Source organism: Streptomyces sp. NPDC057280 (genome assembly GCF_042668605.1).
Classification (GTDB): domain Bacteria; phylum Actinomycetota; class Actinomycetes; order Streptomycetales; family Streptomycetaceae; genus Streptomyces.
Genome location: NZ_JBHUYR010000001.1, coordinates 500,346 through 518,108 on the forward strand (window position 1 = coordinate 500,346; position 17,763 = coordinate 518,108).

20 protein-coding genes and 1 pseudogene are annotated in these 17,763 nt (G+C 71.9%); 11 read left to right on the top strand and 10 right to left on the bottom strand.

Annotated elements, in window-relative coordinates:
- Positions 1-11: 11 nt before the first annotated feature.
- Positions 12-524, bottom strand: a pseudogene (locus ACFUO4_RS02170) (NAD(P)-dependent oxidoreductase); the annotation flags it as partial.
- Between the two features lie 273 nt (positions 525-797).
- Here ACFUO4_RS02170 and ACFUO4_RS02175 point away from each other — a divergent pair.
- Both ACFUO4_RS02175 and ACFUO4_RS02180 read left to right on the top strand, forming a co-directional pair.
- Positions 798-1,229, top strand: coding sequence for a DUF6325 family protein (locus ACFUO4_RS02175; RefSeq protein ID WP_079311597.1), 432 nt, complete (start codon positions 798-800; stop codon positions 1,227-1,229).
- Between the two features lie 26 nt (positions 1,230-1,255).
- A complete protein-coding gene (locus ACFUO4_RS02180; protein ID WP_383478927.1) occupies positions 1,256-1,549 on the top strand; it encodes an SHOCT domain-containing protein in 294 nt (97 codons plus the stop codon).
- Positions 1,550-1,676: 127 nt separating this feature from the next.
- On the opposite strand, the gene ACFUO4_RS02185 is transcribed toward ACFUO4_RS02180, so the two are convergent.
- Positions 1,677-1,931: an amphi-Trp domain-containing protein gene (locus ACFUO4_RS02185; RefSeq protein WP_128112330.1), complete on the bottom strand. Its 255-nt coding sequence runs from the start codon at positions 1,929-1,931 to the stop codon at positions 1,677-1,679.
- 187 nt (positions 1,932-2,118) lie between these two features.
- Between ACFUO4_RS02185 and ACFUO4_RS02190 the strand changes: the two genes are divergently transcribed.
- The gene (locus ACFUO4_RS02190) at positions 2,119-2,739 is read left to right on the top strand and encodes a dihydrofolate reductase family protein (protein ID WP_383478930.1); all 621 of its coding nucleotides are present in this window, start codon (positions 2,119-2,121) and stop codon (positions 2,737-2,739) included.
- A gap of 56 nt (positions 2,740-2,795) precedes the next feature.
- The gene (locus ACFUO4_RS02195) at positions 2,796-3,647 is read left to right on the top strand and encodes an alpha/beta hydrolase (RefSeq protein ID WP_383478933.1); all 852 of its coding nucleotides are present in this window, start codon (positions 2,796-2,798) and stop codon (positions 3,645-3,647) included.
- A gap of 60 nt (positions 3,648-3,707) precedes the next feature.
- On the opposite strand, the gene ACFUO4_RS02200 is transcribed toward ACFUO4_RS02195, so the two are convergent.
- Positions 3,708-4,244: a hypothetical protein gene (locus ACFUO4_RS02200; RefSeq protein ID WP_383478936.1), complete on the bottom strand. Its 537-nt coding sequence runs from the start codon at positions 4,242-4,244 to the stop codon at positions 3,708-3,710.
- A gap of 467 nt (positions 4,245-4,711) precedes the next feature.
- Entirely contained in the window at positions 4,712-5,449 is a 738-nt protein-coding gene (locus ACFUO4_RS02205) for an SDR family oxidoreductase (RefSeq protein ID WP_383478939.1), read from the bottom strand.
- A 92-nt stretch (positions 5,450-5,541) separates the two neighbouring features.
- On the opposite strand from ACFUO4_RS02205, the gene ACFUO4_RS02210 reads away from it, so the two are divergent.
- Complete coding sequence (locus ACFUO4_RS02210; RefSeq protein WP_079311579.1) at positions 5,542-6,396, top strand: LysR family transcriptional regulator; 855 nt, start codon at positions 5,542-5,544, stop codon at positions 6,394-6,396.
- A 20-nt stretch (positions 6,397-6,416) separates the two neighbouring features.
- Here ACFUO4_RS02210 and ACFUO4_RS02215 read toward each other — a convergent pair whose 3' ends face one another.
- From ACFUO4_RS02215 to ACFUO4_RS02225, 3 genes are all read right to left on the bottom strand, one after another.
- Complete coding sequence (locus ACFUO4_RS02215) at positions 6,417-6,890, bottom strand: GNAT family N-acetyltransferase (RefSeq protein WP_383482225.1); 474 nt, start codon at positions 6,888-6,890, stop codon at positions 6,417-6,419.
- 26 nt (positions 6,891-6,916) lie between these two features.
- Positions 6,917-7,336 (bottom strand): arsenate reductase ArsC, encoded by a 420-nt coding sequence (locus ACFUO4_RS02220; protein WP_383478942.1) that lies wholly within the window; start codon positions 7,334-7,336, stop codon positions 6,917-6,919.
- 181 nt (positions 7,337-7,517) lie between these two features.
- Positions 7,518-7,904 (bottom strand): ArsR/SmtB family transcription factor, encoded by a 387-nt coding sequence (locus ACFUO4_RS02225; RefSeq protein WP_383478945.1) that lies wholly within the window; start codon positions 7,902-7,904, stop codon positions 7,518-7,520.
- A gap of 84 nt (positions 7,905-7,988) precedes the next feature.
- Between ACFUO4_RS02225 and ACFUO4_RS02230 the strand changes: the two genes are divergently transcribed.
- On the top strand, positions 7,989-8,432 hold the full coding sequence (locus ACFUO4_RS02230) for an ArsI/CadI family heavy metal resistance metalloenzyme (RefSeq protein WP_383478948.1): 444 nt from the start codon (positions 7,989-7,991) through the stop codon (positions 8,430-8,432).
- A gap of 47 nt (positions 8,433-8,479) precedes the next feature.
- Here ACFUO4_RS02230 and ACFUO4_RS02235 read toward each other — a convergent pair whose 3' ends face one another.
- Positions 8,480-9,544 carry a bile acid:sodium symporter family protein gene (locus tag ACFUO4_RS02235; RefSeq protein WP_383478951.1) on the bottom strand — a complete coding sequence of 355 codons (1,065 nt, stop codon included), beginning with the start codon at positions 9,542-9,544 and terminating at the stop codon, positions 8,480-8,482.
- 236 nt (positions 9,545-9,780) lie between these two features.
- Here ACFUO4_RS02235 and ACFUO4_RS02240 point away from each other — a divergent pair, with 236 nt between their 5' ends.
- From ACFUO4_RS02240 to ACFUO4_RS02260, 5 genes are all read left to right on the top strand, one after another.
- The gene (locus ACFUO4_RS02240) at positions 9,781-10,440 is read left to right on the top strand and encodes a DUF4232 domain-containing protein (protein WP_383478954.1); all 660 of its coding nucleotides are present in this window, start codon (positions 9,781-9,783) and stop codon (positions 10,438-10,440) included.
- A gap of 108 nt (positions 10,441-10,548) precedes the next feature.
- The gene (locus ACFUO4_RS02245) at positions 10,549-10,938 is read left to right on the top strand and encodes a hypothetical protein (RefSeq protein ID WP_383478957.1); all 390 of its coding nucleotides are present in this window, start codon (positions 10,549-10,551) and stop codon (positions 10,936-10,938) included.
- A gap of 143 nt (positions 10,939-11,081) precedes the next feature.
- Entirely contained in the window at positions 11,082-12,839 is a 1,758-nt protein-coding gene (locus ACFUO4_RS02250) for a protein kinase (RefSeq protein WP_383478960.1), read from the top strand.
- Positions 12,840-12,924: 85 nt separating this feature from the next.
- The gene (locus ACFUO4_RS02255; RefSeq protein WP_383478963.1) at positions 12,925-14,985 is read left to right on the top strand and encodes a DUF4139 domain-containing protein; all 2,061 of its coding nucleotides are present in this window, start codon (positions 12,925-12,927) and stop codon (positions 14,983-14,985) included.
- A 6-nt stretch (positions 14,986-14,991) separates the two neighbouring features.
- The gene (locus ACFUO4_RS02260; RefSeq protein ID WP_383478966.1) at positions 14,992-16,554 is read left to right on the top strand and encodes a mucoidy inhibitor MuiA family protein; all 1,563 of its coding nucleotides are present in this window, start codon (positions 14,992-14,994) and stop codon (positions 16,552-16,554) included.
- A 10-nt stretch (positions 16,555-16,564) separates the two neighbouring features.
- On the opposite strand, the gene ACFUO4_RS02265 is transcribed toward ACFUO4_RS02260, so the two are convergent.
- Together ACFUO4_RS02265 and ACFUO4_RS02270 are read right to left on the bottom strand one after the other, a co-directional pair.
- Positions 16,565-16,984 carry a DUF6234 family protein gene (locus tag ACFUO4_RS02265; protein ID WP_383478969.1) on the bottom strand — a complete coding sequence of 140 codons (420 nt, stop codon included), beginning with the start codon at positions 16,982-16,984 and terminating at the stop codon, positions 16,565-16,567.
- A gap of 95 nt (positions 16,985-17,079) precedes the next feature.
- Positions 17,080-17,751 carry a GNAT family N-acetyltransferase gene (locus ACFUO4_RS02270; RefSeq protein WP_383478972.1) on the bottom strand — a complete coding sequence of 224 codons (672 nt, stop codon included), beginning with the start codon at positions 17,749-17,751 and terminating at the stop codon, positions 17,080-17,082.
- Between the last annotated feature and the right edge of the window lie 12 nt (positions 17,752-17,763).

The window sequence follows — 17,763 nt, forward strand, 5'->3', positions numbered from 1 at the left end:
ACCGTGATCTCTCAGCCCTCCGGGTGCGGAGTCCGGATGCCGTCAATGATGCGGGTCCAGTTGTCACCGCCGTGCCCGTCGTTGATCGCGCGGGCGTAATGGCGCTGCACCGCGCGAGGCAGAGCGAGATCGATCCCCGCCTGCTCACTCGCCGCGACGATGTGGTCGGCGGTGGCCCCCATCATGGTCGCGGTACTCAGGTTGCCCGGGTGTTCGCCGGCGTCGATCTGGGCGGCCGGGTTCTCGCCCGCCTCCAGCATCGCCGGGATACCGGCCAGGGTCGGCATCAGCTCCGGGAAGACGTCGCTCGCCTTGAGCCCTTCCGACTGCAGCAGGGCGATGGCGTGCGTGAGCGACGACAGGGTGGTGAGGAAGACGTCGAGATGCGCCAGGTACATCAACTGGGCCAGCCCGGGGTCCTCGCCGAGATAGCGTGGTGTCCCGATCCGGGCGAGGGTTTCCCGATGCCGGTCCATCGCCTCGCGCGGTCCGCTGTAGTACGCGTACGCCGCCTCGGTGCCGACATTGCGCCCGCTCGGCGAATGGGGACGGGAGCGACTGCGCCAGAACAACCTCGCCGTCGCGGGTCCCCCGCCGTCGAAGGACCCGACGACGGCCTGACCCGCACCCCGCCCCAGCCCGGCATGAGGTGCGGGGCCGCTCGCCCGATGCTGCAATGGGCTGACAGGCGTCACCCTTGCGGTCGCCGACGTGCCGCCCCAGGTGCGCTTGTTCCGGACGCCGCGATGGACCGAATCCGCTTTTGGGGAGTGGTCGTGAACACAGAGCTGGAAGACATGGGACCTGTCGACTACCTGGTCCTCGAATTCCCCGGCAACCGCATGACGGGAGAGGGATTTCCGCTGCTCGTCGACCTCGTCGACCGCGGCATCATCCGCGTCCTCGACCTGGTGTTCGTCCGCAAGGAGGCGGACGGCACGGTGGCCGGGCTGGAACTTCAGGACATCGGCGAGGGGGTCGACCTGACCGTGTTCGAAGGAGCCTCCTCAGGGCTGCTCGACCACAGCGACCTGCAGGACGCAGCCACGGCACTGGAGGCGGACACCTCAGCCGCGATCCTCGTGTACGAGAACACCTGGGCCGCACCGCTGGCCCGCGAGCTGCGCCGCGGCGGCGCCCAGATGGTGGCCGGCGGCAGAATCCCGGTGCAGGCCCTGCTCGCGTCGCTGGACGCCCTCGAGCAGGAGCCCGGAGCCTCAGTTTCCTGACCCCGTACCACACTAAGGACACAGCCATGCCAGGACTACTTCGAGGCATCGCACGGACCGCCGTGATCTCAGGGACCGCCACAGCGGTGTCCAACCGTGTCTCCAGGCGTCAGGCCGGACGCTGGGCGCAGCAGCAGCCCGCTTACGAACAGCCGGCCGCCGCCCCACCTCCCGCTCCGCCCCGGACGGCGGCGCCGTCCTCCGCGGATGACGAGATGACCAACAAGATCGACCAGCTCAAGCAGCTCGCCGACCTCAAGGCCCAGGGAATCCTGACCGACGAGGAGATGCAGGCCCAGAAGCGAAAGATCCTCGGCTGACATCGGGCACCGGCCGGCGGGCCGCACCACCCCTTCGCGGATCGCCGCCGGCCCGGTCCGCTCAGCCCTCGTCCGCGGGGCGGGCCGCCTGTGGTCAGGCGTCGCCCGCCGCGCGGTCCGCCTCCGGTCAGTCGTCGTCCGCGGGGCGGGCCGCCTGCGGGGTCCGCCAGGACAGTTCGATCTCCAGGTCTATCTCGCCGTCCTCCAGCTCGACCTCGAGCTCGGTGTGCAGCTCGTCCGGGATCCGCACCGTCAGCCGGCCCGGGCCGATGTCCAGCTCCGCCTGGCCACCGCGTCTGAGCGCGGCTGCCACGGCCTCGAGCTGGTCGGCCGCCTCGACACGCGACAGCGTCCGCTTCTGTTCGAACTCGAGATCACTCACGGTGCCTCCCAGATCCTGAACAGCCGCCGTCTCTCATTGTCACGCCGCCACGCGGCATCGGCCCGGCGAGACAGCTGTCACCCGAGGTGGCGGCACGCTCACCCACTCTCATCGCTTCACGGCACGGCCGATGAGTTCGCGGCTCCCGGACAGTCCAAGCTCGTGACACCCAGGAAAGGACGCTGTCATGCCGGAGCTTCTCGTCGACTTCATCACCTCCCTCGACGGCTACGCCTCGGGCGAGGGCTGGCCCGGCTTCTGGGGCCTGGAGGGCCCGGAGTACCTCGCGTGGCTCGGTGAGCAGCCCGAGGTCACCTACCTGATGGGAGCGAAAACCTACCGCCTGATGTCGGGCTTCGCCGCAGGCGAGATCCCCGCCGGCCAGGACGAGTTCAGGCCCGAGGAAGAAGCCTCCGTCGACCAACTCACGCGAGCAGCCAAGGTGGTGTTCTCCTCCACCCTCGAAGAGCCACTGACGTGGGCCAACTCCACGCTCATCCGCGACGACGCCGTCGAGGCGGTCCGAGCCATGAAGTCGACCGGCTCCGGGCTCCTCAGCACGATCGGCAGCCTCAGCCTGTCCCGCTCCCTACTCCGAGCCGGACTCGTCGACCGCTTCCGCGTCGTCATGTTCCCCGTGATCACCGGCGCCACGGGCGACGAACGCATCTACGACGGCTATCCGGACGTGGCCCTCGAGATGACCGACCACCGCACCTTCGACGGCCGCACCCAGCTGGTCGAGTACAAACCCCGTGTACTCGACCACCCCCCGCTCGCAGCCCCGCATGACACCCCCGGTACGTGACGCACCGGCGCCTCCTGGGACACCCGCATGCCAGCGCCGACCAGCAGGAGGAAGTCGTGTCCCCGCCCCGTCACACGTATGAGGTTCTGCCCACCCGACGGACGCAGGGGACCGACGCGCCCTGGCCGCATGATGTGCACATCGCGCTGCCCCCGTCGTACGAGCACGATGAACGCGGCTACCCCGTCCTGTGGGTGACCGACGCCTCCCTCAGCTTCCCGCTGATCGTCGGCCTGTTGAACTGGCTCCACACCGTGCAGGAGGTCGCCGAGCTCATCGTGATCGGCATCGGCGCTCCTGACGAGAGTGATCCCGCCGAGTTCGGCGCCCGTCGGACACACGACTTCTATCCGAGGCCGAGATGGGTCAACGCGGGACCCGGCGGCGCGCACATGGAGGCACAGACCGGCGAGATACCGACGGGGGGCGGCGCCGAGGCATTTCTGTCGTTCCTGGTGGACGAGTTGCGCCCGCGGTTGGCGCGCGAGTTCCGGTTCGACGACGACCACGGTCTCGTGGGATTCTCCGGCGGCGGACACTTCGTCGGCTTCGCCCTGCTGTCCCGTCCAGCGGCCTTCGGCCGCTGTCTGGCCTGCAGCCCTGCCCTCAGCGGATGTGAGGATCTGCTGTTCACGCTGGAGGCCGAGTACGCCGCGACCCACGACGACCTGGCGGCGAAGCTGTTCCTGGGCGCGGGTGAGGCGGAGCTGACCGATCCCTATCTGGCCGCCGCCGACATCGTCGGGTCGACGACCCGCATGGCGCAGGTGCTGCGACTGCGCAACTACCCGTCCCTGGAGCTCACCTGCCGCCTGTACCCCCGGCAGACCCACGGCTCGGCGTTGCCGTACGCCTTGAACGAGGGCCTGCGCACGCTGTACCCCCGCACCACCCCTGGTACCGGTTGACGAAGAGCGCTGCCACCAAGGCGGCGGGAGCCGGTCTGGCGACCGGCAGGGGGTGAGAACTCAGGGCGCCGGGCTGAGCGGGGCGTCGGCACTGGCGATGAGGCGCTCCGCTTCGGGGAGGAAGTCCTTGAGGTCGGCCCGGTCCTGCCCTTCGATCCCGGCGGCGAGCAGATGATTCCTTCCTCCGTACGCGACGTCGGACAGATAGAGCCGCAGCACTGCGGGCTCCGCGATGCCATAGACGTTGTCGCCGGCATTCGGCCAGGTCAAGAAGTCCGCACAGGCCCGCGTCGGGCAGTCGGCGGCCTCGTTGACCGCCGTGCCGGAGATCGCGATGTCGACGACCTTCGCCGGCAGAGCGGCCGTGCCGATCCTGCCGCTCCGGGGTGTGGAGACCTGGAGGTTCGGCCGGGTTCCGAGCCAGGCCACCAGGTCCGATGCGGTACTGGCCACTCCTGCGGCACGTTTGCGATCCTTGTCCACCGGGATCAGGTCGGACCAGAACAGGACCCGGTGCAGATCCCAACTGCCCTCCGGCGCCACGGAGAACTCGACGGGCTGGTCCTCATGGCTCTCCCACCGACCTGTGAGGGCCACCGTCAGCTGCCCGTTGAGAAAGTGGGACGTCCGGTGCGAACCCGCAGGCAGAGTCCCGGGATCCGAACCGCCTGAGAGGCACTGCGGTACGCAGCCCGGGATCCCCGCCGATACGGTGCTCGTCGGAGTCCTGGACGAACCACCGGCGTCACCGGAGCCGTTGGAGCTGCCGCACCCGGCGAGGAGGACTGCGGACAGCGGGACCGCGAAGAGCCGGAGTGAGGCTTGCATGACGGACTCCCCGTTGCGACGGAACACCTGATTCGACCGAAATCCTCCCAGAACCTGTCGCACCGGCATAGCCGTCCCCGAACTCCCGGGGCTGAGGCACCGCGTGCGAGACTGACCAGATGTCAGAAGTGGCCTTCACCGGCGTCGCGCCGGTGATCGCCGTCCTGGACCTTGACGCCGCTGTGGACCGATACCGTCGCCGTGGCTTCACCACGCGCAAGCTGACGCGTTCGTGATCACCAGGGGACGACGCCGTCGTCCTCGAAGAACGAACCCGTCGGGCCGCCGTCGGGCAGTGTGGCGAGCCGGATCGCCGTGGCCGCGCCCTGTTCGGGGGTGCGGGGGCCGTGGAATCCGTTGAAGTCGGTGGCGACCAGGCCCGGACAGGCGGCGTTGATCAGGATGTTCGTCCCGGTGAACTGGCGGGCGTACTGGACGGTGAGGGCGTTGAGGAAGGACTTCGACGGCGCGTAGGCCGCCATGATCGGGCCGATCTCGGTGGCGGGGTCCGCCTGCCGGGTCAGGGAGCCGACGCTGCTGGAGATGTTGACGATGCGCGGCGAGGCCGAGCGCCGCAGCAGCGGCAGCATCGCGTTGGTCACCCGGACGACACCCATGACGTTGGTGTCCACGACCGTGCGGAGCACTTCCAGATCGAGCGTGGTCGGGTCCTGATCCCACCCCGGGCCCATCTCGCCCGCGACACCGGCATTGTTGACCAGGGCGTCCAGGCGCCCGGCCAGCCGTTCGACCAGTGCCGCGGCGTCGGTCACGCTCCGGTCGTCGGTCACGTCCAGCGGCACCCCGAACGCGTCCACTCCCTGGGCACGCAGCTTCCCGACAGCGGTTTCGCGCCGGCTCTCGTCGCGGGCTCCCACGCCCACGCGGTACCCGAGGCCGCCCAGCCCGGCCGCGATCTCGTACCCGATGCCCTTGTTCGCGCCGGTCACCAGCGCGGTCTTCGTTTCGCTCATGCTGATCAGGGTGGCCCTCGGGCGGCCGGAGCGGCCAACACCGATACGGTGACCTGTCATACCCACCAGGTATCACCGCGTATGCTGCGGCCGTGGACACCCTGGAAACCCGCGAGTTGAGATACTTCGTGGCCGTCGCCGAGGAACTGCACTTCGGGCGCGCCGCCGAGCGCCTCGGCATGGCCCAGCCGCCGCTGTCGCGGGCGATCCAGCAGCTCGAACGGCGCCTCGGGGTCTGCCTGCTGGAGCGCAACCGTCGCGGTGTCCGCCTGACCGATGCCGGAGAGGTGCTGCTGCAGGAGGGCCGTGCGGCCCTCGACGCGACCGCGGCCGCCGCCCGCCGCACCCGGCGCGCCGGCGGTGCCGACAGTCCCCGCAACCGACTGGTCCTCGCGGTGAAGGCCGCCGCGTCCCACGAACTGCTGCAGAAACTCCTCGACGCCTACGCGGCCGAGCCGGACAGCGCCGAGGTCGAAGTGGTGCCGTGCAGCATCAACGAGCAGGAAGAACTGCTGCGCGACGGACGCGCCGATGCCGCGCTCATGCACACGCCGTGGAACTCCCTCGCCGGGTTCGACAGCGAGCCCCTCGCGACCGAGGGGCAGGTCGCCGTCCTGCCTGCCGGGCACCCCCTCGCCGCCCACGCGACCTTGTCCCTGGCCGATGTCGGGGACATCCCCGGGCTGCCGCTCGCCCGCTGGCCCACCCGCGGCGCCTACGCACCCGGCCCTGGCCCCGAGATCCACAACCAGACACAGCTGGCCCAGCTCATCGCCCTCGGACGCACCGTGGCGATCGTCCCCGACTCCGCCCGCTCCTGGCTGTGGGCCGAGCACACGGCGGTGCCGCTGACCGACGCGCCACCCGTGGTGACCCACATCGCCTGGCCCGCCCACAGCCGCTCGCTCACCCTGGCCGGCCTGGTCCGCACGGCCGTACGACTCTGACCAGGCCCTGCAGGTCCGGGTCAGGGCACGGCGGGGCTGCGGCGCTCGACGAGGACGACGTCGCGCCAGCGACCGTGGTGCCGGCCGAGGCGTTCGCGGGTGCCGACGACGCGGAAGCCGGCCTTCCTGTGCAGGGCGAGGCTGGCGGCGTTCTCCGGGAAGATGCCGGACTGGACGGTCCAGATCCCGGCCGCGTCCGTGGACGCCAGCAGTGCCTGGAGCAGGGCGAGGCCGACGCCGCGCCCTCGGGCGCCGGGATCGACGTAGACGGAGTGCTCGACCACCCCGGCGTACGCGCAGCGGTCGGAGACCGGGACCGCGGCGGCCCAGCCGAGCACCCGGCCGTCGCCGTCGAGGGCGGCGAGACGGTGCTCGGCGAGCCGGGTGGCGTCGAAGACCTCCCAGGTGGGGGCGGTTTCCTCGAAGGTGGCGTCGCCGTCGTCGATCCCGGCCTGGTAGATCGCCAGGACCTGGTCGGCGTGCTCGGGGAGCATCGCGGTGACGGTCACCGCGGCGCCGGTCACGATGCGGCCTCGATGTCGAGCTCGGCGAGCAGGCCGCGGATCCGCTGCTCGATCTGGTCGCGGATGGGGCGGACGGCGCCCGTGCCCTGGCCGGCCGGGTCGTCCAGCTGCCAGTCCAGGTACCGCTTGCCGGGGAAGTAGGGGCAGGCGTCGCCGCAGCCCATGGTGATGACGACGTCGGAGGACCGGACCGCCTCGGTGGTGAGGACCTTGGGGACCTCGGCGGAGATGTCGATGCCGACCTCGGCCATGGCCTCGACGACGGCCGGGTTCACGGTGTCGGCCGGGGCGGAGCCCGCGGAGCGCACCTGCACGCGGTCGCCGGCTAGGTGGGTGAGGAAGGCGGCGGCCATCTGGGAGCGGCCGGCGTTGTGTACGCAGACGAACAGCACGGAGGGCTGCGCGGGAGTGGTCACGGGGATGGTGTCCTTCGGGGGCGGGCGGGATGGTTGGCGGTGAAGGCCCGCCCGACCGTCACGCCAGGACGGCGAAGGCCGTCCTTGAGGTGAACCGGTAGGCGGCACCCATGCGGGGCGGCGGCCGGGGCGGGCAGTGCGATGAGCGCGCCGAGGCCGGACTCCGTGGCCGCTGCCGGGGTCATCCCGTCGCTCCCGCACTCGCGTCGGCCGGGGCCTGCAGCAGGGCGGAGAGTCGGGCCAGGGCGGCGGGCAGGACCCAGTAGTAGACCCAGGTACCGCGCCGTTCGCAGCCGACCAGTCCGGCCTCGCGCAGCACCTTGAGGTGGTGGGAGATGGTCGGCTGGGAGACATCGAACGGGCCGGTCAGGTCGCAGACGCACGCCTCGCCGCCGTCATGGGAGGCGATCAGCGACAGCAGTCGCAGCCGCACCGGGTCCGCCAGCGCCTTGAACATCTTCGCCAGTTCGACGGCGGCTTCCCCGTCGAGCGCCTCACGGACCATCGGCGAGCAGCACGCGCCCGCCTCCGCGTCCTGGCCGAGCACCGTCAGCTCCATATTCGACATGCGTCTATGTTGACAGCTGTCTAATCAAGGAGCAAGCTCCCTGTATCGATGAACGTCAAAACAAGACCCGGAAGGGAGACCGCCATGTCCCGTGTCCAGCTGGCCCTGCGCGTCGCCGACCTCGAAGCCTCGATCGCCTTCTACGCCAAGCTGTTCGGCGCCGAGCCGGCCAAGCTCCGCCCCGGCTACGCGAACTTCGCCATCGCCGAGCCCCCGCTCAAGCTCGTCCTGATCGAGGGCGAGGCCGGCGAGGACACCCGCCTGGACCACCTCGGCGTCGAGGTCGACAGCACCGACCAGGTCACCGCCGCCACCACCCGACTCCAGCAGGCGGGCCTGGCCACCCTCGAGGAGAACGACACCTCCTGCTGCTACGCCGTCCAGGACAAGACGTGGGTGACCGGCCCGGGCCAGGAACCCTGGGAGGTCTACGTCGTCAAGGCCGACGCCGACACACTCGGCAAGAGCGCGGGGGCCGGAGCGGACACCTGCTGCGGCACCACCGCGGGCTGCGCCTGCAACGGCTGACCGTGGGCCCGCGCCTGTTCGACTCGGCGATTTCCGGCAGCCGGGCCTTACACGGCGTGCCCCTGTACGGGCCCCACGGACGGCGGCTTCCGCCGGGGACGGGGCGACTTGCCCGCTGATCCCGCGACCAGCTTCTGCAGCAGGCTGTAGGAGAGGATCGGGAGCAGCACCTCGGGGCGGTGGGAGAACCAGCCGGCGGCCAGCACGGCGGCGGCACTGCTGTTGTTCATGCCGGTGGCGAAGGTGAGGGACAGCCGGTCCGGCTGGTCGTCGCCCGTCCAACGGGACATCCATCGACCGCAGGCGAAGGCCAGGCAGCACACCGCACCGGACAGACCGAGCGCGAGCACCAGCAGGTCCGGGTCCGGGTGGGCGAGGGCCTGCCCGAGGGCGCCCGCGGCGTTCAGGTAACAGAGCAGCAGAACGTTCAGCACGTTGACCGCCTTGACCGTGGGCAGGAGTCGGCGCGTACGCGTCTCGCCGAACGCCGCCCGCACGGCGATTCCGGCGAGACACGGCGCCACCACCGACACCAGCGCGAACGCTCCGGCACCCGTCCGGGCGATGAGGTCGACCGTGCTCGTGTCGTCCAGGACACCCGCGCCGTCAGGGCCGACCAGGACTCCGGTCAGCTGCATCCCCAGCGGGATGGTGAGCGGGCTGAGCAGCGTGGAGCCCATCACCATGGCCACGACCAAAGGGACGTTGGCGCCCGCGTTCTGCCCCCAGGAGGCGGCACCGCCCGCGATCGGCATCGCCAGCACCAACATCAGCCCGACCACCAACCCCTCCGCCTCGGCCGTATCGGGCCACGCACGCAGACCGAGAGCGACGGCGGGCAGCACGAGCAGCGGAAGCACGGCGTTGGCGGCGATGCCGAGCACCAGCCGCACCGGCCGGGCGACGACACCACGCAGGTCCGCGACCCGCACCCCCAGACCGGCGCTGAACAGCATCACCGCCAACAGCACCATGGACACCGTCACGGCTCTGCCACCCGCTGAGATCGGCAGCGTCAGCCCCCGCAGCTTCTCGCCGGGAGCCGGGAACACGCCGGCCAGCACGTAGCAGACCAGCATCAGCCAGAGCAGCCACCGCTGCACGATCTTCACGCAGCGGAGTTTATTGGTCACTCACCGCTATGCGCGGTCGGCGCTTCGCGGTCGGTCCTCTGGCCGGGAGCGACCGCCGGCCAGCCCGGGGCGTTACCACGGTGGTTATGACCGCATCTCGTCACCAGTGGGTCACAGGCCCGACTGCGGCAGAACTGACCGGCTTCAGGGTTCTGTCTGGTTCGACGGAAGCGGCGAAGAGCCGGCTCCGGACAACTGGGATGCGGGGGGACAGCATGCGGTACGTGAACGCGGTGCGCGGTTCGGCGATGGCGGTCATCGTGACGTCGGCGGCGCTGGCGATGTCGGGATGCCAGCCTGACGGGGCCGTTGCGGACAACGGAGACGGCGGCGCCACCCCGTCCGCGACGGTCAGCTCGGCGGCCCCCTCCGCACCCGCCACCCCGAAGCCCGCCGGCTCCGTTTCCGGTTCCCCCGCGCCTTCCGGTTCGGCGGCGACCTGTTCCGCGGACAGTCTCGAGGCGACCGCGCGTCAGGCCGCCGTGCGGCCGGCCGGTACGGGGACCGGGGCAGCCGTCGTCGAGTTCACCAACGTGTCCGGACAGACGTGCGTGCTCACGGGACACCCCACGGTGGCCGGCGCCGGAAACGGCTCTCCCGAGATGAACGTGCCGCTCACCGTCAAGCCGACCGGGGCCGCGGCGTCGGTGAAGGTGGCCCCCGGCGGCAGGGCGTGGGTGAAGCTGACGTTCGTGCAGGTGCAGGGAGAGGCCGACGGATACTGCGTGTCCGGTTCGGCGCCCGTGGTGTACCCCACGATGGTCGTCGGTCTGCCGGGATCCGGGGCGCACCAGGTGGCCCTGGACGACGGGCAGTTCGCCGAGTGCGACGACACGGTGACCGTCACGGCCGTATCGGCGGTCGAGCCTGCTTGACCGCGTCGGCAGGGCCACGCGCACGCTCAACCCCCACGCCAACAGCCGTGCGATCGAAGTGACGTTCGGACCATTACGATGTCATCTTCGCCTGGGGGGATGATGCCGATGTCCGACGTGCGTGAACGCGCGATGCCCGCACCACTGCGAGCCGTCCAGATCCTGCTGCTGACGCTCGCCCTCGCCGGCCTCGTGTCGATGCTCGCGCTCTCCGACCGGCTCACCGCTTACGGTCAGGGCGAGATGATGGCGCCCTGGCTGCTGGTGTGGGTCAGCGCGGCGCTCTGCCTCACCTACGACGGAAGCGCACGCGGTGGGGTACGGACGACGACCCTCGCGCTGATGACGCTCATGGTGCTGCCGACCGTCACACGCCTGGGCGAGGCAGCGTCGCCCGGGTTGTTCCTCGACGCGGCGGTGCGGCTCCTGCTCGGGGTGCCCGTGGTCGTGCTGCTGTTCCTGCCCGAGTCGACGGCCTGGTTCGACCGCGAGCGGTGACCCGCCAGACGCGACCGTCAGCGCGAAACACACGGCTGCGGCATCGAAGTCGTCGATTCGCTGAACGCGCGCGCGGGCTGGGTTAGCCTCCTCTTCCACCACATACGAACTGGCGTACGCCGAAAGCAACTTCGGGGGATTGTGTGTCGGGACAACGGCCGGAGGCTACGGACGACGCGGGTGCCGCGCTGCGGCAGAGCGGTGCCTCGCCCCTGCGGCCCGGCGACCCGCGACGGGTCGGCCCCTGGGTGCCCGTGGCACTGCTCGGCAGCGGCGGTATGGGACGGGTCTATCTGGCGCGCCCCGCGGACGACGGCCCCGGCCTGGTCGCCGTCAAAGTGATCAGGCCGGAGTACGCGGAGGACCCCAGATTCCGGCGTCGCTTCGAACGGGAAGCTGCGGTGCACGCCCGGCTGCGCATGCCGTACGCGCCCCGGTTGTGCGGTACGGGCTTCGACGACGACCTGCTGTGGATGGCGACCGACTACATCCCCGGCTTCGACCTGGCCGAGACCGTGCGCGAGGACGCGCCCCTGACGACGGACTCCGTCTGGCGCCTGGTGGCCGACCTCGGGCAGGCCCTGGCAGGGCTCAGCGCCGAGGACATCGTCCACCGGGACCTCAAGCCGTCCAACGTCCTGCTGTCCGTCCACGGCGCCCATGTGATCGACTTCGGGGTCTCCAAGGCCGCCGACGCCAGTGCCATCACCGGTACGGGCAACCGCGTCGGCACTCCCGCGTACATGTCGCCCGAGCACCTCAAGGAGGGCCGCTCCGACATCCGCTCCGATGTGTTCTCGCTGGCCGGGACCCTGATCTACGCGGCCACCGGGCGCGCGCCGTTCGGCGACGGCACGGGCGTCGACGTCATGCACCGGGTGGTGTACGAGAACGCGAATCCCGAGGTGCTCGGCGAGATCACGGCGGCGGACCCGGACCTCGGCCGCCTGCTGACCGCCTGCCTGGCCAAGGAGCCCGCCGAGCGGCCCACCCCGCAGGAACTGATCGACGCCGCCGCGGCACGCACGGTGCCCGCCGCCTGGCCCGAGCCGCTGGGCGTCAACCTGCTGGCCCGGCAACAGGCGTACGAGACACTGCGCCGCCTGCCCGTGGCGACCCTGACCCGCCCGTCCTCGCCGGCCTCCCCCGCCTGGTCCCTTTCCGCGCGGGCCACCAGCCCCGTTCCGTCCCCCGTCGCGCGACCGGTGCCGGTCGAACCCGGTCCGCGGCCGGCACCGTCGGCGCCACCGGACCAGGACGGGGCTGCCTCCCCGCGCGGCAGAAGGGCGTTATGGATCGCCGCCGCCTCCCTCTCGGCCTGTGTCCTGGCTGCGGCGACCTACTGGAGCCTCCCCGGGGAACCGCCCGCGACCGCCGACGCTCCGGAAACCGGCACCCGCTCCGGCACCACCGTCTCCACCCTCCCCGGCGGCCGCACGCCCGCCCCCGCCCCCTCGGGCACCAGCCGCCTGACCCACCCGGACGTCGACGGCGCCGCGGAAAAGGACGTCGACGGCGGGGCGGCGACGGCCACTTCACAGACGGAGGCCCAGCCCTCCGCCGGCGCCGACACCGAACCGGGCGACGGCGCTCCCTCTTCCACGGCGTCCCCCACCCCGTCGCCCTCCCCCACCGCGTCCACCGGCACCGCCCCGTGGCTCTCCGACTGCACCTACTACGGCGGCAACGGACGCACCCGCCTCGGTGACAGCGGCAAACGCGTACAACAGGTGCAGTGCATGCTGACCAAGCGTGGGTACAGCGTCGGGAGCACAGGCGTCGACGGGGAGTTCGGAACCGGCACCGAGGCCGCGGTGGAGGCGTTCCAGAGCGACCAAGGCCTGGATGCCGACGGAGTGGTGGCCCACGACACCTGGGGCGCCCTGCGCGACACCGACTGACACCCGCGCAGGCCCACGGCCACAACTCGGCGCCCGGCACGGGCGCTAGGCTTCGCCCGCACGGACATGACGGGGGGATGGGTGCATGAAGTCCGAAGGGGTGCCGCGGTGGGCGTCGGCTCTGGACGCGGTGGTGGTCTACGCACAGGGGGCGCTGTGCAGCCGACTGGCGCGGGGAACGGTTCCGCCCGGCGGCCGGGTGCTGGTGACGGGGCTGCCCCGCACGGTGGACCCGGGTTCCGTGCGGGCCCGGGTCACGGGTGACTCCGGTGCACGGGTCACCTCGGTACGCGTCGAGGTGGAGGCCGAGCCCGCCGACGAGGACTCCGCCGACGAGCTGCGACAGGAGAGGGAACGGCTGGAGGACGCCTGCGCCGCGGCCCGCGAGCGACACGAGCGGCTCCTGCACCGGATCAGGGAGATCACCGAGCTCCGTCCGGTTCCGCCGCCGCGCAAGCGCGATGATCCCGATCACCACCGCCGTACTCCTGCCGAGGCATGGTTGACGCTCGCGGACTTCGTCGACGAGCGGCTCACCCGCCTGCACGAGCGCCTCGCCGAGTCCGAGGAGGAGCTGCGCCGCCTCGAGCACGACCTCGCAGTCGCCGTGGACCGCTGCCAACGCGCTTCCACCGCCGCACCGTCCGGGCCGGTTCGCACCACGGTCTGCGCGGCCGTGACCCTCGACGGCGGAGCCGGTGAGGTGGACCTGGAGATCGAGTACGGCGTCCCGGGCGCCGTGTGGGTGCCGGCCTACCGCCTGACCTGCCGTCAGGCCGACGACAGCGGCACCCTCGTCCTGCGGGCCGCCGTGGCCCAGCGCACCGGTGAGGACTGGTCCGGCGTACGGATCGCGCTGGCCACCGCCGACCTCGGGCGCGGTACGGAGCTGCCGCGCCTGCGCTCGCTGCGGATCGGCCGCCGCCAGCCCGCCCCCGAGCCGTCCGGCTGGCGGGAACCGCCCGCGGGGCTCGCCGATCTCTTCACTGCGTACGACGCCGCGGGGCCCCGTCCGGCTCCGCCCTCCGCCCCGGTCTCCGTCGCCGCCGACGCGTACGGCGCCGCCGTCCCGCCCGTACCCCCGTCCGCTGCTCCCGTCCCACCCGGCCGTCCGGCGTACGGCGGCAGGCCCCCGGCCCCGGCCCCGGCAGCGCCTGGCGGTCTGCCGGCACCGGTCGCGGCCGCACCCGCGGCGCAGCCGCGGAGGGTGGCCCTCCACAGCGCGCCCCAGGCAGCCCTCGCGACCGCACCGGCGGCCCCCCAGTCAGTGATGGCCCCGCCGCCGGCACCACCCGCCCCACCCGTCGGCCCGCCGCAGCCCAGCAGCGCCGAACTCGACTACACCGCGCTCGTCCTCAACGGCCCCGACGAGCCCGCGGCCCGCCGGGGAAGACTGTTCCCCGCCCCGTCCTTCGACCCGGTGGCCGTGGAGCACCGCCGGCGCGCCGAGGCGGTGGCCGCGCTGCCGCTGCCCGCACACGCCGTGCGGCCCCGCACGTCGGCAGGCTCCTTCGACCACCGCTACGACGCCGTCGCCCGCGTCGACGTTCCCTCGGACGGCACCTGGCACACCGTCACCGTCGGCCGGATCCCGGTCGGTCTGCGGACCGAGTACGTCTGTGTGCCGGCGGTGGAGCAGCGGGTGTACGCGGCGCTGGTGCTGTCGAACGCCACCGATCAGGCGCTCCTGGCCGGTCCCGTCGAAGTCAGGGTGGACGATGACTTCGTGGTGAGTGCCGCGCTGCCCACGCTCGCCCCGGGCGGCGCCCGCCGGATGGGCCTCGGGCCGGCCGAGAGCATCCGCGTCACCCGTCGTACGAGCCTCAAGGAGTCGACGGCCGGGCTGCGCAACAACGTCACCGTGCTCGCCCACGGCGTCCATGTGGAACTGGCCAACACTCTCGGCCAGCCCGTCACCGTCGAAGTCCGTGAACAGGTCCCGACCACGACGGAGGCGGACATCCGCATCGAGGAACAGGCCGACTGGACCGTCCCCGAGGACACCGCATCCGCTGACCACCCCGACCCCGGCACCCGCGTCTGGCGCGTCGACCTGCCCGCCGGAGGCACCGCCACCCGGAGCGGCGGCTACGAGATCCGCATCCCGGCCGCGAAGGCCCTGGTCGGCGGCAACCGCAGGAGCTGACACACCATGTCCACCGACCTCGACCCGATCCCGCTGCCCGTCACCGCCGTCACCTGCCTGGAGGACCGGGCCCAGATCGAACGGTCCGTCACCCTCGACCTCCAGGCCGGCGTGCAGCGGCTGCGCCTCGGGCCGATCAGCGCTCTCGCGGTCGACCCGACCCTCCACGCCGAAGTGACCGCCGCCGAAGGCGAGGCGACCGTCCTCGACGCCCGGATCGTCCGCGCCTGGACACCGCGCGGACCGCTGCCCGGCGCCGACGACTCCGCTCTGCGGCTGCGCGTCCACGCCCTCAAGGAAGAACGCTCAGCGCTCGAACGGCAGCGCGACCGGCTGCGCGCCCGCCTCGACCTGCTCTCCCGTCTCGCCGCCGACCTGCTGCGGGAGATCGGCGAAGGCGCCGGTCACGGTGAGACCGACACCGCACGGTGGACAGCTGAACTGGACCGGGTGGACGACGAGCGTGACGCGCACGGTGAGCACGTGCGGACCGTCGAGGCCCGTCTCACGGCCCTCGTCTCCGAGCTGCATCAGGCGGAGCACGCCATCGAGCTGGCGGAACAGCGGCAGGCCGAACTGGTCGGCCACGTCGAACTCACCGTGACGGCCACCGCCGCGGGACCCGCGCGGATGCGGCTGAGTCACCTCACCGCCTGCGCTCTGTGGCGCCCCGCCTATCGTGCCGTGCTGGACGGGGACCGCCTCACTCTGGAGACCGACGCCGTGGTCTGGCAGCGCACCGGCGAGGACTGGACCGACGTACGCCTGACGTTGTCCACGGCCCGCTCGGCGCTGGCCACCGAACCGCCGCGCCTCACCCCGGACCGGCTGACGCTCACCGACCGCTCCCCCGCGGAGCGCCGCACGGTCGCCGTCGAACTGCGCGAGGAGGAGATCGCCGAGCTGGGGCCCGCCCCCGTGCTCGGCCTGCCAGGGGTGGACGACGGCGGCCGCACCCAGGTCCTGCGCTCCCCCGCCCCCGTCTCCGTCCCCGCCGACGGCCGCGCCCACCGCGTCCCGCTCTCCGCGGCCGACGCGGTCGCACGCAGCGAATACGTCTGCTCCCCCGAACTGTCCCCACTCGTCACGCACGTCGTCCGCTGCGACAACCCCGCGGGGCACGCGCTGCTGGCAGGCCCGGTGGACCTGGTCGGGGCGGGCGGCTTCGGCGGCCGTGGGACGTTGGCCTTCACCGCCCCCGGCGCGCCCCTGGAACTGTCCTTCGGCAGCCACGACGACTACCGGGTGCTGCGCGAGACGGAGGAGTCCCGTGACTCGTCCGCGCTCTCCCAGCGCACCACCGTCACCCGCACGGTCCGGGTGCACCTCTCCCGCTTCTCCGCCCCGGGTGAGGTGGGCGAGCAGACGGTGACCGTACGGGAACGCATCCCGGTCTCCGAGGTGTCGGCGGTGGAGGTACGGATCCGCAAGGCCGCCTGCTCCCCGGCTCCGGACACGGTCGACGCCGAGGGCATCGCCCGCTGGGACATCACCCTCCCCCCGAACGGCCGCCGCACGCTCACCCTCGTCTACGACATCTCGGCGAGCGGGAAGGTGACCGGGCTCTGAGCTGTTGGCCCTACCGGTCGGCGGGGGCGGGCGGGGTACAGGGCGTCCCCGCCCTCGTAGGGCACGTCGGCAGCGGGGGCGGATGGGCACGCTCGGACTCGTGGCGCCAGACCGTCATCGTGAAGAGCAACGCTACGGCCGCGATGACCAGTTGGACGGCTGCCGCGTAGGGGTGTGCGAAGCGGAGGAAGGCGACGGCGACCGCGAGCACACCCACGGTGAACCCACCGAGCCAGAGCACCGGTACCCAGTCCATCTGGGGTGCACCGACCTGCTCGTCGTCGCCCCAGCCACGAAGGCTCAACATCAGCACCAGCAAAATGGCGACCGGAACCTCGGTGAGCAGCACGATCAAACTGATGCAGCCACCGGCGAACCCGTCGCCCCGCCGTGGTGAGCCCGGTAACCGCGGACTCGGTTCGAAGGCCATGGTCACACCCTGAGAGCTCACGCGGTGCGGTGCACCGTCGTTCACCAAGTCGCAACCGCGTCGTGTCTCAGCTCAACGCCTGCTGGCCTCTTCGCTCAGCCCCGGCCCGCGCACGTCGACGCGGCCCCCTCGTGCCCGTACCAGACGCTGTCCAGCTCGCGGCCGTCGGGCAGGGTGTGGCGGGCCGGGCCGGGGGCCGGGGCGAAGCCGGCGCGTTCCAGGGCGCGGCGGCAGGCGAGGTTCTCCGTCGCGGTTCCCGCGCGTACCGTCGGCAGACCGGCGTGGTGGTGGGCGAACTCCGCGCCCGCCAGGAACAGTTCAGCCCCGAGGCCCTGGCCTCGGTGGTCGGGGGCGAGATTGCCGCCGATCTCACCGCTGTCGTGGTGGAGTTCGAGGTATCCGGCGTAGCGCCCGCTGTCGCGGCGTACGCAGACCATGAACTCGGGCATGTCGGGGCTGGGTTCGAAGGGCTCGGCCAGTTCGGGATGGGACCGGACGAACCAACGGGGGGTGGCGCCGCCGGGGCCCATGCCCAGCAGGGTCCGTCTGGTGTCGGCGTCCGGTACGACCTGATCCATCTGGTTCCCCTGCCAGTGCTGGGCCTCGGGGTCCGCGCCCGCGGCGACGGCCGCCAACGCGTCGAGCTTGGTCACGGGTGTGTAGAACAGCAGGTGCCGGGTGGCCAGGGCATGCCGGTCGGGCGTGCACCTGTCCGGGACCGCAAGGCCCGAGGCGGCCCGGCGGTGTCGCAGGAGCGACCGAATCATGGCATTCCCTTC